At 66.4% G+C, this 24,142-nt stretch carries 22 protein-coding genes; 13 read left to right on the top strand and 9 right to left on the bottom strand.

Annotated elements, in window-relative coordinates; genetic code table 11:
• Nucleotides 1-121 precede the first annotated feature (121 nt).
• The 3 genes from AC56KL_RS11410 to AC56KL_RS11400 all read left to right on the top strand — a co-directional run bounded on the left by AC56KL_RS11410 (nucleotide 122) and on the right by AC56KL_RS11400 (nucleotide 3,457).
• Nucleotides 122-859 carry a ZIP family metal transporter gene (locus AC56KL_RS11410; protein WP_497180273.1) on the top strand — a complete coding sequence of 246 codons (738 nt, stop codon included), beginning with the start codon at nucleotides 122-124 and terminating at the stop codon, nucleotides 857-859.
• Between the two features lie 100 nt (nucleotides 860-959).
• Nucleotides 960-3,071: a TonB-dependent receptor domain-containing protein gene (locus AC56KL_RS11405; protein ID WP_497180272.1), complete on the top strand. Its 2,112-nt coding sequence runs from the start codon at nucleotides 960-962 to the stop codon at nucleotides 3,069-3,071.
• The gene (locus AC56KL_RS11400; RefSeq protein WP_497180271.1) at nucleotides 3,071-3,457 is read left to right on the top strand and encodes a MerC domain-containing protein; all 387 of its coding nucleotides are present in this window, start codon (nucleotides 3,071-3,073) and stop codon (nucleotides 3,455-3,457) included. Before AC56KL_RS11405 ends, AC56KL_RS11400 begins: the two co-directional genes overlap by 1 nt.
• Before the next feature lie 116 nt (nucleotides 3,458-3,573).
• On the opposite strand, the gene AC56KL_RS11395 is transcribed toward AC56KL_RS11400, so the two are convergent.
• From AC56KL_RS11395 to AC56KL_RS11375, 5 genes are read right to left on the bottom strand one after another with little or no spacing between them, the layout of a single operon-like run.
• A complete protein-coding gene (locus tag AC56KL_RS11395; protein WP_497180270.1) occupies nucleotides 3,574-3,942 on the bottom strand; it encodes a Fur family transcriptional regulator in 369 nt (122 codons plus the stop codon).
• A 5-nt stretch (nucleotides 3,943-3,947) separates the two neighbouring features.
• On the bottom strand, nucleotides 3,948-4,532 hold the full coding sequence (locus AC56KL_RS11390; RefSeq protein ID WP_497180269.1) for a DNA-binding protein: 585 nt from the start codon (nucleotides 4,530-4,532) through the stop codon (nucleotides 3,948-3,950).
• A gap of 14 nt (nucleotides 4,533-4,546) precedes the next feature.
• A complete protein-coding gene (locus tag AC56KL_RS11385; RefSeq protein WP_497180268.1) occupies nucleotides 4,547-5,419 on the bottom strand; it encodes a sulfurtransferase in 873 nt (290 codons plus the stop codon).
• A 25-nt stretch (nucleotides 5,420-5,444) separates the two neighbouring features.
• Nucleotides 5,445-6,365 carry a DMT family transporter gene (locus tag AC56KL_RS11380; protein ID WP_497180267.1) on the bottom strand — a complete coding sequence of 307 codons (921 nt, stop codon included), beginning with the start codon at nucleotides 6,363-6,365 and terminating at the stop codon, nucleotides 5,445-5,447.
• A gap of 3 nt (nucleotides 6,366-6,368) precedes the next feature.
• The gene (locus AC56KL_RS11375) at nucleotides 6,369-7,475 is read right to left on the bottom strand and encodes an aromatic ring-hydroxylating oxygenase subunit alpha (protein WP_497180266.1); all 1,107 of its coding nucleotides are present in this window, start codon (nucleotides 7,473-7,475) and stop codon (nucleotides 6,369-6,371) included.
• Nucleotides 7,476-7,810: 335 nt separating this feature from the next.
• On the opposite strand from AC56KL_RS11375, the gene AC56KL_RS11370 reads away from it, so the two are divergent.
• Genes AC56KL_RS11370 through dxs form a run of 3 tightly spaced genes read left to right on the top strand, consistent with a single transcriptional unit; the run spans nucleotide 7,811 to nucleotide 10,830 of the window.
• Nucleotides 7,811-8,068 (top strand): exodeoxyribonuclease VII small subunit, encoded by a 258-nt coding sequence (locus AC56KL_RS11370; protein ID WP_497180265.1) that lies wholly within the window; start codon nucleotides 7,811-7,813, stop codon nucleotides 8,066-8,068.
• A complete protein-coding gene (locus AC56KL_RS11365; protein WP_497180264.1) occupies nucleotides 8,065-8,958 on the top strand; it encodes a polyprenyl synthetase family protein in 894 nt (297 codons plus the stop codon). The genes AC56KL_RS11370 and AC56KL_RS11365 overlap by 4 nt, the downstream gene beginning before the upstream one ends.
• The gene (dxs, locus tag AC56KL_RS11360) at nucleotides 8,959-10,830 is read left to right on the top strand and encodes a 1-deoxy-D-xylulose-5-phosphate synthase (protein WP_497180263.1); all 1,872 of its coding nucleotides are present in this window, start codon (nucleotides 8,959-8,961) and stop codon (nucleotides 10,828-10,830) included. It abuts the gene before it with no gap.
• Nucleotides 10,831-10,944: 114 nt separating this feature from the next.
• Here the strand turns inward: dxs and AC56KL_RS11355 are convergent, their stop codons facing one another.
• Together AC56KL_RS11355 and AC56KL_RS11350 are read right to left on the bottom strand one after the other, a co-directional pair.
• Nucleotides 10,945-11,643, bottom strand: a complete 699-nt coding sequence (locus AC56KL_RS11355; protein WP_497180262.1) for a 2OG-Fe(II) oxygenase — start codon at nucleotides 11,641-11,643, stop codon at nucleotides 10,945-10,947.
• Nucleotides 11,644-11,653: 10 nt separating this feature from the next.
• A complete protein-coding gene (locus tag AC56KL_RS11350) occupies nucleotides 11,654-12,208 on the bottom strand; it encodes a cob(I)yrinic acid a,c-diamide adenosyltransferase (protein ID WP_497180261.1) in 555 nt (184 codons plus the stop codon).
• Nucleotides 12,209-12,310: 102 nt separating this feature from the next.
• On the opposite strand from AC56KL_RS11350, the gene AC56KL_RS11345 reads away from it, so the two are divergent.
• The 6 genes from AC56KL_RS11345 (at nucleotide 12,311) to AC56KL_RS11320 (ending at nucleotide 19,212) form a co-directional block, all read left to right on the top strand.
• Nucleotides 12,311-13,804 (top strand): FAD-linked oxidase C-terminal domain-containing protein, encoded by a 1,494-nt coding sequence (locus AC56KL_RS11345; protein ID WP_497180260.1) that lies wholly within the window; start codon nucleotides 12,311-12,313, stop codon nucleotides 13,802-13,804.
• 6 nt (nucleotides 13,805-13,810) lie between these two features.
• Nucleotides 13,811-14,869 (top strand): glycolate oxidase subunit GlcE, encoded by a 1,059-nt coding sequence (glcE, locus tag AC56KL_RS11340; RefSeq protein WP_497180259.1) that lies wholly within the window; start codon nucleotides 13,811-13,813, stop codon nucleotides 14,867-14,869.
• Nucleotide 14,870: 1 nt separating this feature from the next.
• A complete protein-coding gene (gene glcF / locus AC56KL_RS11335; RefSeq protein ID WP_497180258.1) occupies nucleotides 14,871-16,097 on the top strand; it encodes a glycolate oxidase subunit GlcF in 1,227 nt (408 codons plus the stop codon).
• A 235-nt stretch (nucleotides 16,098-16,332) separates the two neighbouring features.
• Nucleotides 16,333-16,632 carry a hypothetical protein gene (locus tag AC56KL_RS11330; protein WP_497180257.1) on the top strand — a complete coding sequence of 100 codons (300 nt, stop codon included), beginning with the start codon at nucleotides 16,333-16,335 and terminating at the stop codon, nucleotides 16,630-16,632.
• A gap of 111 nt (nucleotides 16,633-16,743) precedes the next feature.
• Nucleotides 16,744-17,058, top strand: a complete 315-nt coding sequence (locus tag AC56KL_RS11325) for a hypothetical protein (protein ID WP_497180256.1) — start codon at nucleotides 16,744-16,746, stop codon at nucleotides 17,056-17,058.
• 108 nt (nucleotides 17,059-17,166) lie between these two features.
• Nucleotides 17,167-19,212, top strand: coding sequence for a glycoside hydrolase family 97 protein (locus AC56KL_RS11320; protein ID WP_497180255.1), 2,046 nt, complete (start codon nucleotides 17,167-17,169; stop codon nucleotides 19,210-19,212).
• Nucleotides 19,213-19,343: 131 nt separating this feature from the next.
• Here the strand turns inward: AC56KL_RS11320 and AC56KL_RS11315 are convergent, their stop codons facing one another.
• Nucleotides 19,344-19,826 (bottom strand): glutathione peroxidase, encoded by a 483-nt coding sequence (locus tag AC56KL_RS11315; protein WP_497180254.1) that lies wholly within the window; start codon nucleotides 19,824-19,826, stop codon nucleotides 19,344-19,346.
• 158 nt (nucleotides 19,827-19,984) lie between these two features.
• On the opposite strand from AC56KL_RS11315, the gene AC56KL_RS11310 reads away from it, so the two are divergent.
• Complete coding sequence (locus tag AC56KL_RS11310; RefSeq protein WP_497180253.1) at nucleotides 19,985-22,330, top strand: TonB-dependent receptor domain-containing protein; 2,346 nt, start codon at nucleotides 19,985-19,987, stop codon at nucleotides 22,328-22,330.
• Nucleotides 22,331-22,416: 86 nt separating this feature from the next.
• On the opposite strand, the gene AC56KL_RS11305 is transcribed toward AC56KL_RS11310, so the two are convergent.
• Entirely contained in the window at nucleotides 22,417-24,138 is a 1,722-nt protein-coding gene (locus tag AC56KL_RS11305; RefSeq protein ID WP_497180252.1) for a methyl-accepting chemotaxis protein, read from the bottom strand.
• Nucleotides 24,139-24,142: the final 4 nt, after the last annotated feature.

The following is a 24,142-nucleotide window of genomic DNA, read 5'->3' as shown; positions in this document are numbered from 1 at the left end:
CCCGGAGCGTTGAGCAGCACCCCCAGGGCAAGCATGGAGGGTGTTGCCCGGCGCGCTCCGCAAGAACAGAACAAGAGGCTTTCAAATCGACCCCGTCCTATCTTCCATCCTGCTGGCGACCGTGATCGCCGGCGTCGCCAGCATTACCGGCGCTGCCGTGTTTTCGTTCGCGCTGCTGTCGAAGGTGGTGGAACGGATGGTCAGCCTGTCGGTCGGCATCATGCTGGCCACCTCGCTGCTGCACGCGCTGCCGGAAGCCTTCCTGTCCGGCGCCGATATCCGCAGCCTGTTCGCCACCCTGCTGGGCGGCCTGCTGGCCTTCTTCGTGCTGGAAAAGCTGGCGATCCTGCGCCACTCGCACCATCACGAGGGCGACGGCCACCACCACGCCCACGGCCATGACGCCCACCAGGCCGGCAAGTCCGGCTGGATGATCCTGCTGGGCGACGCGATGCATAACTTCACCGACGGCATCCTGATCGCCGCGGCCTTCCTGGCCAACCCGGAACTGGGCATCGTCACCGCGCTGGCCATCGTCGCGCACGAGATCCCGCAGGAGATCGGCGACTTCATCGTGCTGCTCAACGCCGGCTTCTCGCGCCTGCGCGCCTACGTCTTCAACCTGCTGTGCAGCCTGATGGCGGTGGCGGGCGGCCTGCTCGGCTACTTCACCCTGGACCGCGCCAGCGGCCTGATTCCCTATGTGCTGGTGTTCGCCTCGTCGGGCTTCATCTACATCGCGGTGAGCGACCTGATGCCGCAGATGCAGCGCCGCGCCACGGTGCGCGAATCGGTGCCGCAGGTGCTGCTGATCGCCCTCGGCGTCGCCATCGTGGTGGTGCTGAACCACGCCTATTGAGCGGGCAGTGTTCGATCGGGGCGTGGGATGCGTCCGGTGCTTGCCTGTCTATTGATAATGACTTATCATTACCGGAGAATACAACCAAGGAAGCCTTGCCATGTCCATTTCGACCTTCCCCCGCACGCCGCTCGCGCTGGCGATCCTGTTTGCCTTTGGCGCCCTGCACACGTCGGCCCAGGCCCAGACCCGGACCGACGACAGCCGTCTCCAGTCCGATCCCGACACCGTCCCGACCGTGGTGGTGTCCGCCAGTGCGCTCGGCGTGGTCAGCGACGACATGATCACCCCGGTCACCTCGCTGGGCGGCGGTGAACTGGTGCGCGTGCGCGAGTCGACGCTGGGCGAGACGCTGGCCAACCAGCCCGGCATCAACTCGAGCCACTTCGGCGCCGGCGCCAGCCGCCCGGTCATCCGCGGCATGGACGGCCCGCGCGTGAAGATCCTGTCGGACGGCGCGGAGGTGCAGGACGCCTCCACCATCAGTCCTGACCACGCCGTCGGTTTCGAGCCCGTGCTGGCCGAACGCATCGAAGTGCTGCGCGGCCCGTCGGCGCTGGCCTATGGCGGCGGCGCCGTCGGCGGCGTCGTCAACATCCTGGACCGCAAGATTCCTACCCGGATGCCGGAAAAAGGGGTCGAGGGCAGCTTTGAAGCGCGCGCCAATTCGGTGGCGCGCGAGAAGACCGGCGCCTTCGAAGTGACCGGCGGCAGCGGCAGTGTCGCCGTCCACGCCGAGGGCGTCAAGCGCGACGCCGGCGAATACCGCGTCGGCAAGGGCTGGCAGGACGGCAAGCGCGTCCCCGGCAGCTACAAGGAAACCGAGACCGGCAGCGTCGGCCTGTCGTGGGTCGGCGAGCGTGGCTACCTGGGCGTCGCCTATACCAAGGAGCGCAACGAATACGGCATCCCGGGCCACGGGCACGAGTTCGAGAGCTGCCATCCGCACGGCGACCACCTGCATTGCGACGGCCATGACGAGGAAGAGGGCGAACACGAGGGCGAGGACGACCACGAACACGAGCACGGCGCGGAAGAAACCCCGGTGGTGAAGCTCAAGAGCGACCGCTGGGACCTGCGCGGCGAAGTGCGCAATCCGCTGCCGGGCATCGCCAAGGCCCGCCTGCGCGCATCGTTCACCGATTACCGCCACGACGAGCTCGAAGAAGGCGTGGTCGCGACCAGCTTCATGAACAAGTCGCACGATGCACGCGTCGAACTCGAGCATGTGCCGGTGGCCGGCTGGCGCGGCGTGGTCGGGCTGCAGAGCACGCGCCGCGACTTCGATACGGCGGGCGACGAAGCCTATGTGCCGCCGACCGTCACCTCCCGCCACGCCGCCTTCGTCACCGAGGAGTACAAGCTCGACAACTGGCGCTTCGAAGCGGGCCTGCGGCATGAATGGCAGGACATCGAGGTCGACAACGCGCGCTTCGCTGGCGCACGCGATACCGATGCCCGCGGCACTTCGATGGCGCTGGGCGCGGTCTGGAAATTCCAGCCCCAGTACTCGCTGCGTGCCGGCATTTCGCGCGCCCACCGCCTGCCGGCCGCCGAGGAACTGTATGCGGACGGCGTGCACCTGGCCACCAGCACCTACGAGATCGGTAACCAGAACCTGGGCAAGGAAACCTCGAACAACGTCGACCTCACCCTGCGCAAGTTCGAAGGCGACACCACCTTCTCGCTGAGCGCCTTCCACAACCGGGTCGACAACTATATCTACGCGCACACGCTGGACAACCACGAAGGCTTCCAGCTGGTCGAGTACGCCCAGCGCGACGCCACCTTCACCGGCCTGGAAGGGGAGCTGCGCCACAAGTTCTCGAAGGTGGTGGAAGGCACCCTGTTCGGCGACATGGTGCGCGCCCGCTTCGATGGCGGCGAAGGCAATCGCAACATCCCGCGCATCCCGGCGCACCGGATCGGCGTGCGCCTCAATGCGGACTGGCAGGCATGGCACGGCATGGTCGAACTGGTCCGCGTCGGCAAGCAGGACAAGGTGGGAGAGTTCGAGGGCCGTACCGGGGGCTACAACATGCTGAACCTCGGCACCCATTACACCACGCGCATCCTCGGCGTGCCGGCCCAGCTCTACGCGCGCATCAACAACCTGACGGACGAGCTGGCGTTCAGCCACACCTCCTTCATCAAGGAAGCGGCGCCGCTGCCGGGCCGTAACATCACTGCCGGCCTGCGATTCATCTTCTGATGAAAACCCTGATCAGGTTCGCCGACTACGCCGGCATGGCGGCGTCGGCCCTGTGCCTGGTGCACTGCCTGGCGATGCCGCTCTTGATCGCGGCGTTTCCATTGCTCGGGCTGGGCGGGGAGCATCATGCGCTGCACGATGCCCTGCTGCTGGGGGTGACAGTGCCGGTGCTGCTGGCGCTGGTGCCGGGCTACCTCAAGCACCGCGATCCGCTTGCCTTGTCGCTCGGGCTGGCGGGGCTGGGCGCGTTCCTGCTCGCTGTGTTCGTGGTCGGCCCGCAGTGGGGCGAGATGGCGGAGACGGTGGCGGCGGTGTTGAGCAGCGTGCTGCTGCTGGGGGCGCATGTGCGCAATCACCGTTATTGCAAGGATTGCCGCAGCGCGTAGGGTGGTCGGCTCTGCCGACCGCGCGTTCAGCTAAAGCCTGCCTTGCCACTGCGCATCCGTGAGTTGGACGCGCGGTCGGCGAAGCCGACCACCCTACGAGTAGAATGTCGCCCGCATCAGCGGCAGGCGTTGCACAAGCCGTACAAGGTCAGCTCATGCGACTCCAGCACGAAGCCATTCGGCGTCAGCTTCTGCATGTCGCCGGGACAGGCGTGCACTTCATATACCTTGTCGCAGGAGCGGCAGTGGAAATGGTGATGGTGGCCGTGCCCCGCGATCTCGTAGCGGTCGCCGCCGCCCGGCAGCGACACCGTGGCGATCTCGCCGGCTTCCAGCATCGACTTGATGTTGCGGTACACCGTCGCCAGGCCGATGCCCGGCACCACGGTCTGGGCGTGTTCGAGGATTTCCTGCGGGGCGAGCGGCCGCCCGGCATCTTCCATGCACTGGTGGATGGCCTTGCGCTGGCGTGTATTGCGTTCCATGGTGCCTACTTCTTCGCGCGCAAGGATTCGAGTTCGGCGCGCAGGGCGCTGCGCTCGGCATAGGATTTGTCCAGCTGCGCGCGCAGGGTCTTCACCTCGGCCGCGAAGTTGTCGCGTGCGGTGGTGGCGCCGACCAGCTCCATTTCGGCGGCCAGGCGCGCGTCCGATTCGGCAGCCTGGGCCGCGACGTTGCGCTCGAGCTGGGCGCGCAGGTCGGCCAGCTGGCGGTCCTTGCCTTCGATCGCCAGCTGGTCTTTCGCCTTGCTCACCACGGCGTCGGTGGCGACCTGGCGCGCGTCGCGCAGCTCGGTGTTCAGGCGTTCGATATCGGCCGCATGTTCGGCCGCGGTGGCCAGGGCCTGGTCGCGCGCGGCCGCCAGGCTGGCGCCGGTGTCGCGCAGCTCGGCCGCTTCGCTCTCGGACTGGGCCAGCGCCTCGCGCACCGGCGCGGCGGTCTGTTCCGCGACCTGCTGCACCCAGCCGCTCAAGGCGGCGGCAACCGCTTCAGGAATCTCCAGCGCGGCTGCGCCGGCGTTCGTCTTGTCGTCGTCGGACATGGCTGCCTGCTCTTTCGTCGTTGCTTTTTTCATTGGATGCCCCTCCCTCACGCCTCGCCGGTAGCGACCGGGCGGCCGGTCGCCTGCTTGCCGTCGCCCACCCATTCGCTCCACGATCCCGGATACAGGGCGGCGCCCGGCATGCCGGCGACTTCCAGCGCCAGCAGGTTGTGGCAGGCGGTCACGCCCGAGCCGCACTGCATGATGGCCCGCGCCGGGTCGTCGACCAGCGGCGCGAACTCGCTGCGCAGCGTATCGGCGTCCTTGAAGCGGCCGTCCGGCTGCAGGTTGTCCTTGAAGAAGCGGTTCCTGGCGCCCGGAATGTGTCCTCCCACCGGGTCGATGGTCTCGTTCTCGCCGCGGAAACGGTCGCTGGCGCGCGCGTCGATCACGATGCGCTCGCCCCTGGCCACGTTGTCCACCACCTCGGCCAGCGTCACGGTCGGCACGAATGGTGCGCGTACCTTGATGCGGCCGTGCGGCTTCGGCGGCGCATCGGTCGCGAGCGGCATGCCGAGCGACTGCCAGGCCGCCATGCCGCCGTCCAGCACCGCCACCGCCTCGTGGCCCAGCCAGCGCAGCAGCCACCACAGGCGCGCCGCGTACATGCCGCCGTGCGCGTCGTAGGCGACGACCTGCGAATCGTCGTTCACGCCCCAGCCGCGCAGGGTCTCGGCGAGCTGCTCTTTCTCGGGCAGCGGATGGCGGCCGCGGAACACGCCGTCCGCGCCGTGCCTGGCGCCCGACAGCTGGCGCTCGATGTCGCCGAAGACCGCGCCCGGCAGGTGGCCGATCGCATAGCCGTCGCGGCCGGCGGCCGGGTTCATCAGGTCGTGGCGGCAGTCCACGACCACCCAGGACGGATCGTCGATGTGCGCCGCCAGGTCTTGCGCGGAGATCAGGGTCGCGTAGTTGTTCATCCTATGTTGCTCCTCAGCTCAGTTTTCATGTCTCGCTGGCGATGGGGTCGGTGTCCTTGACGACGGCGCCCTTGGCCGTGCTGCGTGTATTGTAGAACGTCGCGGCGATGCCGGAGGCCAGGATGACGCCGATGCCCAGCCAGACATGCCAGTCGAAGGTGTCGCTCCACAGCGCCAGGCCCCACAGGCTGGAGAAAACGATGCCGGTGTACTGCAGGTTGGCCACCACCAGCACCTTGCCGACGCGGTAGGCGCGCGTCATGGCCATCTGCGCCATCAGGGCGGCCACGCCGATTCCCAGCAACAGGAGTGCGCTGCCCCAGCTATGGTCCTGGAATACCGCGTCGCCGGGACCGTCGCCCGCGAGCACGCCCAGCAGGCCGGCCAGCGCGGTGGTCAGCGAGAAGTAGAACACCACACGGTATTCCGGCTCGCCCATCTGGCCGAGCCTGCGCACCTGCATGTAGGCCATGGCCGAGATCACCGACGAACACACGCCGGCCAGGCCGCCCAGCCACTGCTCGCTCTCGATGGCAGGCTGCAGCACCAGGGTCACGCCGAAGAAGCTCATCGCGATGGCCAGCAGCAGCGGCCACTCTGGCAGCTTGGTGCCGCGCCACCAGCCGATGCCGAGCATGAAGGCCGCGATCCAGATCGGGGCCATGTAGTTGAGGGTGACGGCGGTCGCCAGCGGCAGGCGCGTGATGGCGAAGAACCACAGCCACAGCGAGGTCACGCCGACCACGCTGCGCCAGATGTGGGCCCTGGGGAAGACCGTCCTGAAGCTGCCGCCGCGCTGGCGGACGATCATGAACAGCACCAGCGTGCCGATCAGGCCGCGGTACATCACGAGTTCGGAGGTGGAGTACAACTCGGACGCCAGCTTCACGCCCGCGCCCATGGCGGCGAACGCGAAGCTGGCAAACAGCATCCAGAGTGAAGCCACGCTCTAGAGTTCCAGTTCCAGCTTGCTGCGGTACCACTCGTGGAAGTGCTGCATCCCGTCTTCCATCGGCGACTGGTAAGGCCCCACTTCGTTGACGCCGCGATCCAGCAGGATCTTGCGGCCCGCATCCATGCGCAGCGCGATCTCGTCGTCCTCGACCGCCGTTTCCATGTAGGCGGCGCGCTCGGCCTCGACAAAACCGCGCTCGAACAGCACGAACTCTTCCGGGTAGTAGAACTCGACCACGTTGCGCGTCTTCTGCGGGCCGATCGGCCACAGGGTCGACACCACCAGCACGTTCGGATACCACTCGACCATGATGTTCGGATACAGGGTCAGCCAGATGGCGCCGTACTTCGGCGGCTGGCCGTTGTTGAACTTCAGGACCTGTTCCTGCCACTTCTTGTAGGCCGGCGAGCCCGCCTTCTGCAGCGAACGGTTCACGCCCACGGTCTGGACGCTGTAGTCGCGGCCGAATTCCCACTTCAGGTCGTCGCAGGAGACAAAGTTGCCCAGGCCCGGGTGGAAGGGCTCGACGTGGTAATCCTCCAGGTAGACCTCGATGAAGGTCTTCCAGTTGTAGTCGCACTCGTGGATCTCGACGTGGTCGAACATGTAGCCGGTGAAGTCGAGGTCGCGGGTCGCTTCCATGTGCCTGAGCTTGTCCATGACGTCGTAGCCGTTCTGCTCGAACAGCAGGCCGTTCCAGTTCTGCAGGGGCGTCTTCGACAGGTTCAGGCAGGGCGTCTCCGGGAAATGCGGAGCGCCGATCAGCTGGCCCTTCAGGTCGTAGGTCCAGCGGTGCAGGGGACACACGATGGTGTTCGCATTGCCGCGGCCATTGAACATCAGCGCCTGGCGGTGGCGGCAGACGTTGGACAGCACTTCGATGCCGCCCGCATTACGGACCAGCATGCGGCCTTCGTTTTCGGATGCAAGTGTCGCGAAATCGCCTGGCTCAGGCACCATCAATTCGTGGCCGACGTAGCGCGGGCCTTTGCTGAACAACTGCGCGAGCTCGCGCTGCATCAGCGCATTGTCAAAATAGACATGTACCGGCAGCTGAGCGCAAGAAAGCGCCAGCTTGGCGTGGGTAGCCAGATCGGACATCCCAACCCCCCTTTAATCAAGTACTACCAAAGAAGAGAAAGAATCCAAAGACCAAAATCTCAGGAAGATGAATACGGTATTTCGGACAGAACCGAAGATTATACCGTGGAAACAGCCTCAGGGGTCAGGGCCCGTCACGGGCAAGTGGCGAAACCGCGCAAATAAGTTGTTGAAAATTCACGGATTTCGGGAGGAAGGACGCCGTTGCAGTCAAATGTTCCATACAGGCAAGTTGCGGATGATGCAATGTGCGCCCCTTGAGGGGAAGGATTGATCTAAAATACGCGATTGGATTGACCGATGGCGCACCCTTGCGCCTACCCTACAAGATAGCTATGGCAAATAATACCAACGCCACGACCCTGGCAGCGCCGCCCGAGTCTTTCGAAGGGGCGATGGCCGAGCTGGCCCAGCTCGTGTCGCAGATGGAATCCGGCCAGCTGCCGCTCGAAGCGTCGGTGGCCGCCTATGCGCGCGGCTCCGAGCTGGTGAAGTACTGCGCGGCCCAGCTCGAAAAGGTCGAGTCCCAGGTCAAGGTGCTCGAAGGCGACATGCTGAAACCCTTCTCGGCCGAAGGCGAGGGGGACCAATGACGGCGCAGCCGTTCCAGGAATGGATGCACGCGGTGCAGCAGGAGGTCGAGGGGGCCCTCGAGACCTTGCTGCCCCCGGGCGCCACCGTGCCGCACAAGCTGCACGAGGCGATGCGCTACACCGCGCTGGGCGGCGGCAAGCGGGTGCGCCCGCTGCTGGCCTATGCGAGCGGCGCGCTGTTCGGCGGTGACGCTGCAGCGCTGGCGCGCGTGGCGGCTGCCGTCGAGATGATCCACGTCTATTCGCTGGTGCACGACGACATGCCCTGCATGGACGACGACGACCTGCGCCGCGGCAAGCCGACCGTGCACGTGGCCTACGACGAAGCGACCGCGCTGCTGGCCGGCGACGCACTGCAGGCCCAGGCCTTCGAGGCGCTGGCCGGCATCGACACGCTGCCCCCCGGCCGCCAGGTCGCCATGCTGCGCCTGCTGGCCGAGGCGGCCGGCACCAAAGGCATGTGCGGCGGCCAGGCGATCGACCTGGACAGCGTGGGCCTGGCGCTCACGCGCGAGGAACTCGAGCGCATGCACCAGCTCAAGACGGGCGCCATGCTGCGCGTGTCCGTGATCCTCGGCGCGCTGGCCGGCCGCGACCTGTCGCCTACCGAGCTGGAAGCCCTGGGCGCCTATTCGACGGCGATCGGCCTGGCCTTCCAGGTGGTGGACGACGTGCTCGACGCGACGGCCGACTCGGCCACGCTGGGCAAGACCGCGGGCAAGGACGCGGCCGACAACAAGCCGACCTATGTGTCGATCCTTGGGCTGGAACAATCGAAGGAACTGGCCGAGCAATTGCGGCGTGAAGCGCACGAAGCGCTGGCGCCATTCGGAGAACAAGCACTGCGGCTGCGCGAACTCGCGGACCTCATCGTGCAGCGGAAGGCATAAATGAACCTGCTAGAGACCATCAACGACCCCGCCGACCTGCGCCTGCTGGCGCGGAACCAGCTGACCCCGCTCGCCACCGAGCTGCGCCAGTTCCTGCTCGACTCGGTGTCGAAGACCGGCGGCCACCTGTCCTCGAACCTGGGCACGGTGGAACTGACCATCGCGCTGCACTACGTGTTCAACACCCCGCACGACCGCATCGTGTGGGACGTGGGCCACCAGACCTATTCGCACAAGATCCTCACCGGCCGCCGCGGCCGCATGCCCAGCCTGCGCCAGCTGAACGGCCTGTCGGGCTTCCCGAAGCGCGACGAGAGCATCTACGACACCTTCGGCACCGCGCACTCGTCGACCTCGATCTCGGCGGCGCTGGGCATGGCCCAGGCAGCCAAGATCAAGGGCGAAGACCGCCACGCGATCGCCGTGATCGGCGACGGCTCGATGACCGCCGGCATGGCCTTCGAGGCCCTGAACAACGCGGGCGTGGAAGAAGACTGCAACCTGCTGGTGGTCCTGAACGACAACGACATGTCGATCTCGCCGCCGGTGGGCGCGCTGAACCGCTACCTGGCGCGCCTGATGAGCGGCCAGTTCTACGCCGCCGCCAAGAATGTCGGCCGCACCGTGCTGCCCGGCCCGGTACTCGACCTGGCGCGCAAGATCGAAGAACACGCCAAGGGCATGGTGGTGCCGGCCACGATGTTCGAGGAATTCGGCTTCAACTACATCGGCCCGATCGACGGCCACGACCTCGATTCCCTGATCCCGACCCTGGAGAACATCAAGAAGCTCAAGGGCCCGCAGTTCCTGCACGTGGTCACCAAGAAGGGGCAGGGCTACAAGCTGGCCGAGGCCGAGCCGATCCTGTACCACGGCACCGGCAAGTTCAACCCGACCGAGGGCATCAAGCCGGCCACGGCGCCTGCCAAGATCACCTACACCGAAGTGTTCGGCAACTGGCTGTGCGACATGGCAGCAAGCGACAAACGCCTGGTCGGCATCACGCCGGCGATGCGCGAAGGTTCGGGCATGGTGCGCTTCCACCAGCAGTACCCGGAGCGCTACTTCGACGTCGGCATCGCCGAGCAGCACTCGGTGACCTTCGGGGCCGGCATGGCCACCGAGGGCCTCAAGCCGGTGGTCGCGATCTACTCTACTTTTCTCCAGCGCGGCTACGACCAGCTGATCCACGACGTGGCCTTGCAGAACCTGGACGTGACCTTCGCACTCGACCGCGCAGGCCTGGTGGGCGCCGACGGCGCCACCCATGCCGGCAACTACGACCTGGCCTACCTGCGCTGCATCCCGAACATGGTCGTCATGGCCGCGTCCGACGAGAACGAGTGCCGCCAGATGCTGACCACCGCCTACCACTACCCGGGCCCGGCCGCGGTGCGCTATCCGCGCGGCGCCGGCGTGGGAGCAAGCATCCAGGAAGCGTTGACCTCGATCGAGATCGGCAAGGGTATCGTGGCGCGCGAGGGCAAGGGCATCGCCATCCTCGCCTTCGGTTCGATGGTGGCGCCGAGCGTCGCCGCCGGCGAGGAGCTGGACGCGACTGTCGCCAACATGCGCTTCGTGAAGCCGCTCGACGTGGAACTGGTCAAGCGCCTGGCGAAGGAACACGACTACCTGGTGACGGTGGAAGAGGGCTGCATCATGGGCGGCGCGGGCAGCGCCGTGATGGAAGCGCTAGCGGCGGCGGGGATCGCCAAGCCGGTGCTGAATCTCGGCTTGCCGGACAAGTTCATCGACCAGGGGGATCCGGGGGCGCTGCTGGCGTCGGTGGGCCTGGATGCGAAGGGCATCGCGGCCTCGATTCGTGCGCGATTTGCTTCGGGTGAGCCGCGCCTGGTGGTCAACAACACGTAGGGTGGTCGGCTTTGCCGGCCGCGCGTTCAACTACGGCGTGCATTTCCACAATGCCTGGGGGAGTTGAACGCGCGGGCGGGAAACCGTGATCTGGTCCACTGGACCAGATCACCCCTACGTCCCCCCAAACAGCGCCTCGGCCCGCTGGAACAAGATCCACGAGGTCGCAATATACTTGTCCCCGCTGCGTGACACATGCCCTTTGTGGGTATGCGTAAACCCCGCCGGCGCAATGATCAAGCGCCCCTTGCGCGCCTCCACCTTGCGCCCCTGGTACAGGAACTCCGTCTCCCCGCCATCTTCCACGTCGTTCAGGTAGAACTGCCACAGCAGCACCCGGTGCAGCGTCTCGCAGCTGGCGTTCTGCGGGTAGATCTCGGAATGCCAGTGGTGGTAGCCGCCGCTGCCCTGCAGGTACTTCTGCAGGTTGATGTGCCCGACCCGGTAGATCGACTGCATCAGTTCCACAACATTGGGCGTGCCGAACTCGTCGAAATTCTGCAGCGACAGCGTCACCGGCGCGCCCGTCTGCGGATGCGCCACCTGGGGCGACAGCGCGCCGATCAGCAGCATGCGGTACTTGTCCATGTACTGCGCCAGGTGGCGCGCCATGGCCTGGGTGAGCAGTGCGCCGACGTCGTCCCATTCGGCATGTCCGTTGATGGTCAGGTCGTAGCTGTCCTTCTTGCTGACGTCCACGCCGTTGCCGGTGCGGCCGCGCGCCACCTTCTTGCTGGCGTCGAAGCGCGCGCGGATGGCGTCGCACTGTTCAGGCGTAAGGGCGCCGTCGTAGATGCCGATGAAGTCTTCCATGCGCCGTGCCTTATCCGCGCTTGCGCTCGTGCTGCCACAGCACGTCGCTGCCGCCGGCGAAGCGGTTCAGCACGCGCGCCAGCACGAACATCAGGTCTGACAGGCGATTGACGTACTGGCGCGGATGCGGCCGGATCTGTTCGGCGTGCGACAGCGCCACGATGCTGCGCTCGGCGCGGCGGCACACGGTGCGGCACACATGGGCCAGTGAGGCCGCGCGCGAACCGGCCGGCAGGATGAATTCCTTGAGCATCGGCAGGTCGGCGTTGTACTTCTCCAGCAGGGCGTCGAGGCGCGCCACGTGCTCGTCCTTGATCATCTCGTAACCGGGAATGCACAGCTCGCCGCCCAGGTCGAACAGGTCGTGCTGGATCGAGACCAGTTCTTCGCGCAGGTCGGCGGGCATCTCTTCGCACAGCAGCAGGCCGACGAAGGAGTTGAGCTCGTCGACTTCGCCGAGCGAATGGATGCGCGCGCTGTCCTTGCCCGTGCGGCTGCCGTCGCCCAGGCCGGTGGTGCCGTCGTCGCCGGTGCGGGTGGAGATTTTCGAAAGTCGGTTGCCCATGATTTAGCCTTATACAATCTGTCAAAAAAACGATAGGGCGAGCATACGATAAAACGCGGCCCTTGTGCCCCGCGTGCGGCCATTTGTGCCTACAATCCCGACATGAGCGTCACCACCTCCACCCTCGACGGACGGCGCGCGCAGGTCGCCGCCGCGCTGCGCGCGCGCCTGCCGGCGCATCTGGCCCATTCATGCGTCCTGTCCGATCCCGAAGACACCCGTCCATACGAATGCGACGGCCTGGCCGCCTACCGCCAGCTGCCGCTGATCGTCACGCTGCCCACCAGCGAAGAGCAGGTGCTGGCGATCCTGGACACCTGCCGCGAGCTCGGCGTGCCGATCGTGCCGCGCGGCGCCGGCACCGGCCTGTCCGGCGGCGCGCTGCCGATCGCCGAGGGCGTCGTGCTCTCGACCGCGCGCCTGAACCGCATCGTGAAGGTGGATGCGTTCGCACGCACTGCCGTGGTCCAGCCCGGCGTGCGCAACCTCGCGATCTCGGAAGCGGCCGCCCCGTACGGCCTGTACTACGCGCCCGACCCCTCGTCGCAGATTGCCTGCACCATCGGCGGCAACGTGGCCGAGAACTCGGGCGGCGTGCATTGCCTGAAATACGGCCTGACCGTGCACAACGTGCTGCGCGTGCGCGTGGCCACGATCGAGGGCGAGATCATCGAACTCGGCAGCGAGGCGCTGGATGCCCCGGGCCTGGACCTGCTGGCCGTGTTCATCGGCTCGGAAGGCATGCTCGGCATCGTTACCGAGGTGACGGTCAAGCTGGTGCCGAAGCCGGCGGTGGCCCAGGTGGTCATGGCCTCGTTTGCCGACGTCATCACGGCCGGGAATGCGGTGGCCAGCATCATCGCCGCCGGCATCATCCCGGCCGGGCTGGAGATGATGGACCGCACCTCGGTGCGCATGGTCGAGCCTTTCGTGCACGCCGGCTACGATCTGGAGGCCGCCGCCATCCTGCTGTGCGAGGCCGACGGCACCGCGCTGGAAGTGGCCGAAGAGATCGAACGCATGAAGGCCGTATTCGAAGGCGCCGGGGCGACCGCCATCGCCGTATCGCAGAACGAGCCTGAGCGCATGCGCTTCTGGTCCGGCCGCAAGAACGCCTTTCCGGCGGCGGGCCGCATCTCGCCGGATTACTACTGCATGGACGGCACCATCCCGCGCAAGCAGCTCGCGCGCGTGCTCGGCGGTATCGAACAAATGGAGCAGACCTTCGGCCTGCGCTGCTCGAACGTGTTCCATGCGGGCGACGGCAATATGCATCCGCTGATCCTGTTCGACGCCAGCCAGCCCGGCGAGTTCGAGCGTGCCGAAGCCTTCGGCGCGGCTATCCTGGCGCTGTGCGTCGAGGTGGGCGGCACCATCACCGGCGAGCACGGCGTGGGCATGGAAAAGATCAACTCGATGTGCGTGCAGTTCGGCCGCAAGGAGCTCGACGCCTTTTTCGACGTCAAGCGCGCGTTCGACGCGCCAATGCTGCTCAACCCGGACAAGGCGATCCCGACCCCGCACCGCTGCGCCGAATTCGGCAAGATGCACGTGCACGGCGGCGCGCTGCCGTTCCCCGACCTTCCGCGGTTTTAAATGGACATGCAGTCGATCGAACAATTCCAGGAACGGGTGCGCGCCGCCGCAGCCGACAAGACGTCCCTGCGCATCCGGGGCGGCGGCACCAAGGACTGGTACGGCCAGCGCCTCGAGGGCGAGATCCTCGACACGCGCGGCCATGCCGGCATTGTCGACTATGAGCCCACCGAGCTGGTGATCACGGCGCGCAGCGGCACGCCGCTTGCCGAGATCGAGGCCGTGCTGGCCGAGCGCAATCAGATGCTGGCTTTCGAGCCGCCGCATTTCGGCGAGGGCGCTACCCTCGGCGGCGCGATCGCCGCCGGCCTGGCCGGACCGCGCCGCGCCAGCAGCGGCGGCGTGCGCGATTTCGTGCTGGGCGCGCAGCTGCTGGACGGGAAGGGCGACGTCTTGCGCTTCGGCGGCCAGGTCATGAAGAACGTGGCCGGCTACGACGTGTCGCGCATGCTCGCGGGCTCCCTGGGCACGCTCGGCCTGCTGCTGGAAGTATCGGTCAAGGTCTTGCCGAAACCCTTTGCGGAAACCACGCTGCGCCTGCAACTGCCGCAGGTCGACGCGATCCGCCGGCTGAACGAATGGGGGGGCCAGCCGTTGCCCTTGTCTGCCAGCTGCTGGCACGAGGGCATCCTGTGGCTGCGCCTGTCGGGCGCCCAGGCGGCGGTCGACGCAGCCGTGCGCCTGATCGGCGGCGAGGCCGTCCCGGATGCCGCCTCTTTCTGGGAAGCGCTGCGCGAGCAGCGTTTGGCTTTCTTCGGCGGCGACGAGGCGCTGTGGCGCCTGTCGGTGCCGTCGTCGGCGGGCGCGATCGTGCCCGGCGGCGGGCCGGGATCGGGCCAGCTGATCGAGTGGGGCGGCGCCCAGCGCTGGCTGCGCGGCGACGTCGACGCCGCAAGCATTCGCCAAGCCGTCGGCGCCGTCGGCGGCCACGCGAGCCTGTTCCGCGGCGGCGACAAAGCGGTGGGCGTGTTCCAGCCGCTGGCGCCCGCCATCGCGCGCATCCACGAACGCCTGAAGCACTCCTTCGATCCGGCGCATCTCTTCAATCCGGGACGGATGTACTAGCATGCAAACCAATCTCGCCGACTTCATCAAGGACACTGCGGACGGCAAGGAAGCCGAAGCGATCCTGCGCGCCTGCGTGCACTGCGGCTTCTGCACCGCCACCTGCCCGACCTACCAGCTGCTGGGCGACGAGCTCGACGGCCCGCGCGGCCGCATCTACCTGATCAAGCAGGTGCTGGAAGGCGCGCAACCCACCCGCAAGACCCAGCTGCACCTGGACCGCTGCCTCACCTGCCGCAACTGCGAGACCACCTGTCCGTCCGGGGTCAAGTACGGCCGCCTGGTCGACATCGGCCGCCGCGTGGTGGAGGAACGCGTGCCCCGTCCGCTGAAGGACCGGGTGAAGCGCATGACCCTGAAGGAATTCCTGCCGCGCACGGCGCTGTTCAAGCCCGCGTTCGGGGCGGGGCAACTGGCCCGCCCGCTGCTCGCGAAAGGACTGCAGGACAAGCTGCAGCCGGCGCGCAAGCCCGGCGCCTGGCCGACGCGCACCCACGCGCGCAAGATGCTGGTGCTGGCGGGCTGCGTCCAGCCGGCGATGGCGCCGAACATCAACGCGGCGACGGCGCGCGTGCTGGACGCCTTCGGCGTGCAGTTGATCGCTGCGCCGAAAGCCGGATGCTGCGGCGCCGTGCGCCATCACCTGAACGACCAGCAGGGCGGCCTGGCCGACATGCGGCGCAACATCGACGCCTGGTGGCCCTGGGTGGAGCGGGAAGAGATCGAAGCGATCGTCATGACGGCGTCCGGCTGCGGCGTCACCGTCAAGGAGTACGGCCACCTGCTGGCGCACGACGAAGCCTATGCCGCGAAGGCGGGACGCATCGCGATGCTGACGCGTGACCTGTCCGAAATCATGCCGGAGTTCGAGGAGCAGCTGGCCGCGAAGCTGAAGGGCAGGATCGCGAAGCGGGTGGCCTACCACCCACCCTGCACGCTGCAGCACGGCCAGCAGATCCGCGGCAAGGTGGAGGGCGTGCTGCGCGCCGCCGGCGTCGATGTGAGCCTGTGCGCAGACAGCCACCTGTGCTGCGGCTCGGCGGGCACCTATTCCGTGCTGCACCCGGAGATCGCCCACGCACTGCGCGACCGCAAGCTGGCCAGCCTGGATGCCTGCAATCCGGACGAGATCGTCTCGGCCAACATCGGCTGCATGACCCACCTGCAGTCGGGTACGCAAACCCCGGTCAGCCACTGGATCGAACTGATCGACCGCGCACTGGCCTGAACGCCGATGCAGCTCACTGGCTGCGGCCAAGCGTGTGCGCTTGAATCGTGGTTTGTCTATAGTTGAGTGAGCGCCAGGCAGCAATGCAGACCTTCCGTTTGCAGCGAGCCCACACGGGACAATGCCTGGTCATCCAACAACCGGACACACAGACCAGGAGGGCAGGATGGAATCGATCAGGATGCTACAGGTGTCGACGTACTTATTCGCTTTGACAGCGCTCGGCGGTATCGTCATGGGATGGATCCGCTTCTCGACCGGCAGGAATCCGCCGGATTCGATTGCGATGGCGCACGGCTTCCTGGCGGCCGCGGGCGTTACCTTGCTTGCCTACGCCGTGTTCGCGCTGGAAGCGCCCGGCATGGCGCTCATTTCGCTCCTGCTGTTCCTGGGCGGCTCGCTGGGGGGCGTGGTGCTGAACCTGCACTATCACCTGAACGAGAAGCCGCTGCCGAAGGGATTCGTGGTGGCGCACGCGATCATTTCGGTGATTGCATTCGTCTTGCTGTACATGGCGGCATTCACGGGCGACTGACGATGAAAAGACCGGCGGCGCGGCAAGGCCGGCCGCCGCGATGCACGGTATGCGCCGCAAGCCGATGCATGGTGTGCTAGGATCGCCCCGTTTCGCCAACGAGGATCGATCTTGAGTTTCATTTTCCAGCTCATCCGCGAAGACGAGGACCTGCCGCCCATGGTCGTCTTCGAGGATTCCACCACGCCCGGCCTGGTGCCCGTCTGGGACGAGGTGGGCGTCTACGATGCGCTGTACAACAGCGACGGCAAGCGGGCGCGCGACGTCTCGCGCGCCATCTCCTATGGCCTCGACCGGGTCAGCGAAGACGCCTTGCTGGCCGCCCTGGTGCCGCCCGGCGTGTCCCAGGGCGAGGCGATCCGCTTCCTGGAAAACGTCAACCGGGCCTGCATCACCCACGGCGCTGCCTGGATCCAGACCCGCTGAGCGCGTGAGCTGGTAGTCAAGTTACATCTTTTTGTCGTAGTATTGCTGAGATATGCTAGAGATAGGTAGTTTTGCTACCGACGACGCCATCACGACAAGGAGATCACCGTGCCCATCCGTTTCCTCACTGGCGCCGCCGCGCTGCTCGCATCCTGCCTGCTCTCTGTTCCGGCATGGGCCCAGCAGATCATTGCCGGCGCTGCGTCTCCCGGCAATGTGCTGAGCGTCGAGGTGCAGGTCGACGGCATGGGCAAGCTCGCCTACGGCGTCAAGCGCAAGGGCAAGGAGATCATCGCGCCCTCGCGGCTCGGCTTCAACCTGGCCAATGCGCACAAGCTGGATGGCGGCTTCAGCCTGCGCCGCCAGGCCGTAAGCGAGCATGACAGCACCTGGGAACAGCCCTGGGGCGAGCGCCAGCATGTGCGCAACCGCTACCGCGAGCTGCGCGTCGACCTCGAGCAGAAGAACCGGGCAGGGCGCCAGCTGACGGTCGTGTTTCGCATCTACGACGACGGGATCGGTTTCCGCTACGAATTCCCGTCCCAGCCCGCATTGCGCACGGCCGAGATCATCGATGAGCTGACCGAATTCACGGTCGCCCAGCCGGCCACCGCCTGGTGGATTCCGGCCGGCGAATTGCCCGGGCTGGAAGAAGAAATCCGCAAGGCGCCGCTCAAGGAGATCGGCATCGCCAACACGCCGCTCACCCTGCGCCTTGACGACGGCACCCACATCGCCTTCCACGAAGCGGCGCTGGTCGACTACGCCACCATGTGGCTGCGCAAGGTCGACGGCCAGAAGCTGCGCGCGATGCTGGCGCCGTCCCCGAGCGGCCCGGCCGTCGTGCGCAAGGGCGCCTTCAGCACGCCATGGCGCACGCTGCAGATCGCGGACAATGCCGCGGGCCTGTACATGTCGGACCTGATCCTCAACTTGAACGAGCCGAACCGGCTCGGCGACGTGTCCTGGGTGAAGCCCTCGAAGTTCGTCGGCGTCTGGTGGCAGATGCACCTGAACAGCGGCACCTGGAACGCCGGCCCGAAACATGCGGCCACCACCGCCAACACGAAAAAAACCATCGACTTCGCGGCGCGAAACGGATTCCGCGGCGTGCTGGTCGAAGGCTGGAACCGGGGCTGGGAGAGCGACTGGGGCCATGGCGGCGCCGACTTCAGCTTCACCCAGCCCTATCCCGATTTCGACCTGCCCGGCCTGGCCGCGTATGCGAAATCGAAGGGCGTGCGCCTGATCGGCCACCACGAGACCGGCGCCAACATCGTCGCCTACGAAAAGCAGATGGATGCGGCGTATAAACTGTATGCGAAGCTGGGCGTGGACAGCATCAAGTCGGGATATGTGCACGAGGCGGGCAGCGCGCTGTTGCCGGGGCGCGACGGCAAGCCACGCCATGGCCACTACGATTCACAGGAAGGCGTGAATCACTTCCTGAAGGCCGTGACCGAGGCCGCGAAATACAAGCTGTCGATCGACACCCACGAACCGGTGAAGGACACCGGCCTGCGCCGCACCTATCCGAACTGGCTCACGCGCGAAGGCGCGCGCGGGGTCGAGTATAACGCCTGGGGCAATCCGCCCAACGGCGTGGACCACGAGGCCAAGCTGGTGTTTACGCGCATGCTGAGCGGGCCGATGGACTACACCCCGGGCATCCTGAGCCTGGTGGGCGCGGACGGCAAGGCCTTCAACTCGACCCAGGCCAAGCAGCTGGCGAATTTTGTCGTCATCTATTCGCCGATCCAGATGGCGGCCGACCTGCCGGAGAACTACGAAAAGTATCCGGCTGCGTTCAAGTTCATCCGCGACGTGCCGACCGACTGGGCCGAGACCCGCGTCATCCATGGCGAAGTGGGGCAGTACTCGACGATCGCGCGCAAGGACCGCAACAGCCAGGACTGGTACGTCGGCGCCGTGACCGACAGCGAGGCCCGCACGCTGCCGCTGCCGCTGGAGTTCCTCGACAAGGGCAGGCGCTACCTGGCCGAGATCTACCGCGACGGCGACGCGGCCGACTACCGTAGCGAACGCCGCTTCGACCTGGCGACGGAAACCAGGACCGTCACTGCCGCCGATACGCTGCAGCTGCGCCTGGCGCCCGGCGGCGGCCAGGCGATCCGCTTCGTTCCGCAGCAGTAAGCCAGGAAATAGGGTGGTCGGCTTGTCCGACCGCGCGTTCAACGCAACGATGCGTCGTGGCTGAGCATGCTCTGGCTGGACGCGCGGTCGGCAGAGCCGACCACCCTACAGAGGCAGCGGCCAGCGCGTTTTTATTGCGCCAGCAGCTGCTCGATGTCCCCGGCGATCTCGTCCGGGGTGGTCTGCGGTGCGTAGCGCCTGACCACTTCGCCGTCGCGCCCCACCAGGAACTTGGTGAAGTTCCACTTGATGGCTTCGGTACCGAGCACGCCGGGCTTCTCGCCCTTCAGGTGCCTGAACAGCGGATGCGCATCCTCGCCGTTGACGTCGACCTTGGCGAACATCGGAAAGCTCACCCCATAGTTCTTTTCGCAGAAGGCGCCGATCTCGGCCTCGCTGCCCGGTTCCTGCTTGCCGAACTGGTTGCAGGGAAAACCCATCACCACCAGACCGCGCTCGCCGTACTGGCGGTGCAGCGCTTCCAGTCCCTTGTACTGCGGCGTGAAGCCGCAGGCGCTGGCGGTGTTCACGATGAGCAGCACCTTGCCGCGGTAAGTCGCCAGCTCGACCGGCTTGCCGTCCAGCGTAGTCGCACTGAAATCGAATACGTTCATGTTCGCGATCCCCGTTTGAAAACCGGAAGTGTATGTCATCCCGATACAACACGTATGCATGCACAAATCGACCGATTGTCTGCTTGTTATCTTTTGTTACAAACATCGAGAAGTTGGCATGCGACAATCGCAATCGCCCAAACTGTCGAGCAGCCTTCATGTCCAAGATTCTTCCTGTCGTACCTTCTTCGCTTCACCCACGCCGTTCCCTGATCGCCCACCTTGTTGCAGGTACCCTGCTGGCCCCGTTTGCCGCCAGCGCGCAGCAGGCGCCGGCCGCGCAGGCGCCCGTCAAGCAGGAAGCTGCGAAGCCCGCAGCGGCGGCCGCCGTCCAGGCGCAGCCGGCCCAGGCGCCCGCAGCAGCCCCGGTCCAGGCCCCCGCCGTCGAGTCCACCGTGACTGTCAGCGCCGCCCGCACCCAGAACCGCATCGACCGCCAGAGTTATGACGTCAAGGCCGATCCGGCCACCTCGAACGACACCGTCGCCGACACCCTGAACAAGGTGCCGTCGGTAGGCGTCGATGCGGACGGCAACGTCACGCTGCGCGGCCGCAACAACGTACAGATCCTGGTGGACGGCAAGCCGGCCGCGATGTTCCAGGGCGAGAACCGCGCCGCCGCACTCAATGCGCTGCCGGCCGCCGACCTGGAATCGGTGGAAGTCATCAACAACCCCGGCGCGCAATTCGGCAACGAAGGCGGCGGCGGACCGGCTATCAACCTGGTGATGCGGCGCGAGCGCAGCCCCGGCGGTTTCGCCGTGGTGAACGGGAACGCCGGTACCGAAGGGCGCTACAACACCTCGGCCTTCGGCAGCTATACCAAGGGCCGCTACAGCCTGCAGGGCGCGCTGTTCCGCCGCCAGGACAAGCGTGAATCCACGGGCGAGACCCGCCGCGAGCGCATCGACCCGGTTACCGGCGCGGTGGCGCGCAGCACCCAGGACACGGACGGGGTCAACCGCATGCAGGCGACCGGTTTCAATGGCGGCGCCACCTACAACCTCGGCGACAAGGACGTGGTCGGCGCTACCCTGAACTATTCGGAAACCTCGAACGAGAGCGAATCGTCGCAGCGCTACCGCAGCACCACGGCCGCCGGCATCGTCGACAACCAATACCTGCGCACCGGCCTGAGCGAATCGAAGAACCGCAACTACGGCCTGGGCGCGCGCCTCGACCACAAGGGCGAGGCCCCGGGCGAAGTCTTCAAGCTCGACCTGCGCCTGTCCGGCACCGACATGGATGGCGCCTCGCGCTTCAACAACGCCTATGCCGTGCGTCCGCCTGGCGCCAGCGCGGCCAACAGCCGCCAGGCCAACCTGACCGACACGCGCATCGCCGACTTCACCGGCGACTACGAGCTGCCGGGCGAGCGCGGCGTGCTGAAGCTGGGCTACAAGGTGGCGCGCAACAGCAGCGCCTTCGACAATGCCTACTTCGACATCAACGGCTCCGGCCTTGAAAGCGTGAACCGCAACCGCACCAACCGTTTCGAACTGACCGACGTCACCTACGCGCTGTACGGCACCTACCAGTGGCGCATCGACGAGAAGTGGGGCGTGCTGGGCGGCCTGCGCGCCGAGTATGCGGATCTCGACATGAACCAGGTCACCACCGGCCAGCGCGCCAGCAACCATTATTTCGATGCGATCCCGAGCGCCTTCGTCACCTATGGCCTGTCCGACGACACCACGCTGCGCCTGAGCTACGCGCACCGCATCCGCCGGCCGGGCGCTGGCGACCTGAACCCCTTCGTGGTCTACCGCGACGAGCTGAACGTCTCGTCGGGCAATCCGAACCTGCAGCCGGCCAGTACCGACTCGCTGGAACTGGGCATCGAGACCAAGCTGGGCAAGGTCGACACCAACGTGCGCCTGTACATGCGCCACGAGAGCGACCTGATTTCCGAGCGCCGCTTCCTGCAGGCCAACGACGTGCTCCTGACCACGCGCGAGAATGCCGGCAGCAGCCGCTCGGGCGGCGTCGAATTCAACTTCAGCGGCCGCGCCACGCCGAAGCTGATGGTCAACGTGAACGGCAACGTCGGCTATACCGAGCAGACCGTGCTGGGCAGCGCGCTCGACGACAAGCGCAGCGCGACCTCGGTGAGCGGACGCGCGCGCTTCATGTACCAGCTGAACCCGGCCAACACCTTCATGCTGATGCTGAACGCCCAGGGCAAGACCCTGTTCGGCGAAGGCTACCGCCAGCCGCAGCGCACGGCCGACCTGAACTACCGCCACAACCTCACGCCGGCCCTGACCCTGACCGTCAACATCAACGACCTGTTCGATTCGCAGAAGATGGAGATGATCACGGAAACCGACCGCCTGCGCGAGTACAGCGTCCGCCGCGTCGGCGGCCGCATGGCCTTCGTCGGCCTGTCCTACCGCTTCGGCAGCTTCGGCAACGCCGGCAACCGCCGTCCGATGTTCATGGGACCGGGCGGTCCGGGTGGCCCGGGTGCAGGCAGGCCGGTGTTCATTGGTCCGGGCCACTGATACGCGGGGTCGAATGAAAAGGCGTGGCGGGACGCTCTGCCTGGCGTCCTGCCGGAAGTCCGGTCAGCGCCCGCCGGCGCCCGGGCTCAGAAGGTTTCCCATTCCTCTTCGCGCGCTGCGGCCTTGCGCGGAGCTGGGCGCATGGTATCGCGGGCCGCTGCTGCCGGCGGCGCTGCCAGGCGCGTCGCTGGCTTGGCGTGCGTGGTGCGCGCAGCCGCGGCCGCTGGCCTGGCCAAGCCCGGCGCCGCTGTATCGAGCTTGAACACCGATACCAGATCGGCCAGCTTGCCAGCCTGTTCCTGCAGCGACTCGGCCGCGGCGGCCGCTTCTTCCACCAGCGAGGCGTTCTGCTGCGTGACCTGATCCATCTGGGTGATGGCCACGTTGATCTGCTCGATTCCCGACGTCTGCTCCACGCTGGCGGAGCTGATCTCGCCCATGATGTCGGTGACGCGGCGCACGCTGTCGACAATCTCGGTCATCGTAGCGCCCGCATGGTCCACCAGCTTGGCGCCGGCGTCGACTTTCGACACCGAATCGTCGATCAGCGACTTGATTTCCTTGGCAGCCGCCGCCGAGCGCTGGGCGAGAGTGCGCACTTCCGACGCCACCACCGCGAAGCCGCGGCCCTGTTCGCCGGCGCGCGCCGCTTCCACGGCGGCGTTCAGCGCCAGGATATTGGTCTGGAAGGCGATGCTGTCGATGACCCCGATGATGTCGACGATCTTCTTCGACGACGTGTTGATCGAGGCCATGGTGTCCACCACCTGCGACACCACTGCGCCGCCGCGCGCCGCCACTTCCGAGGCCGAGCTTGCCAGACCATTGGCCTGGCGCGCATTCTCCGCGTTCTGTTGCACGGTGGAGGTCAGTTCTTCCATCGACGACGCGGTTTCTTCGAGCGAGCTGGCCTGTTCCTCGGTGCGCGAGGAGAGGTCGAGGTTGCCGCTGGCGATCTGGGCGGAAGCCGAAGCGATCGCATCGGTACCATGGCGTACCTGGCCGACGATCTGGCCCAGACTGTCGCGCATGGTCTTCATCGCAAACAGCAGGCTCGACTTGTCGCCCGCACGCAGCGCCACATCGGTACTGAGATCGCCCGCGGCGATGCGCCCGGCGATCTCGCCGGCATAGGCAGGTTCGCCGCCCAGCTGACGGGTCAGGCCGCGAGTGATCAGGGCGCCCAGGCCAATGCCGAAAGCAGCGCTGCCCAGCACCAGCACGAACATCAGGGTACGGCTGGATTCGTACAGCGCGGTCGCATCGCTTGCGGCGGCCTGTGCATTCTGTTCCTTCTGGCGGGTGAGTTCGGTCAGCCGGTTGTCGACCTCGTTGGCGGTCGGCGCCATGGTAGTGAACAGGTAGTCCACCGAGCTGCGGGATTCCTGCAGCGAATCGGCCAAGGCGAGCTTGGTCGCCTCGGCGATATGCGCCTCATAGCTGCGCAGGTGCTGGTCGAGTTCGCCGAACATGCGCTTGCCACTCTCCGTGACGAACAGCGGACGGGCCTTGTCGAGGTTCGCCTTGAGCTGGGTGCGTGCGGTCTCGACATTGGCGATTGCTGCCTGGCGGTCCTTGTCGGCAGAAGCCAGCAGGACGTTGCGCAGCGCGCGGCCGACATAGATCAGGTTGATGTTCGCTTCCTTGACGTAGGAGATGCCGAGCAGCTCGCGATCGTACAGCCTGTCGTTGGCCTCGTTGATGCGCGACATATTGAAGATGCCGATGCCGGCCACGATGGCGCCGAGCAGGGCCAGGGCAAGGAAGCCTGCGATCAGGCGGGTACCGACCTTCATTCGATTGAGCATGGGG

This window comes from Telluria sp. ZB4P34 (assembly GCF_059686055.1).
Note: the sequence above shows the minus strand (reverse complement) of the source record. Positions and strands in the feature narration are given on the sequence as shown.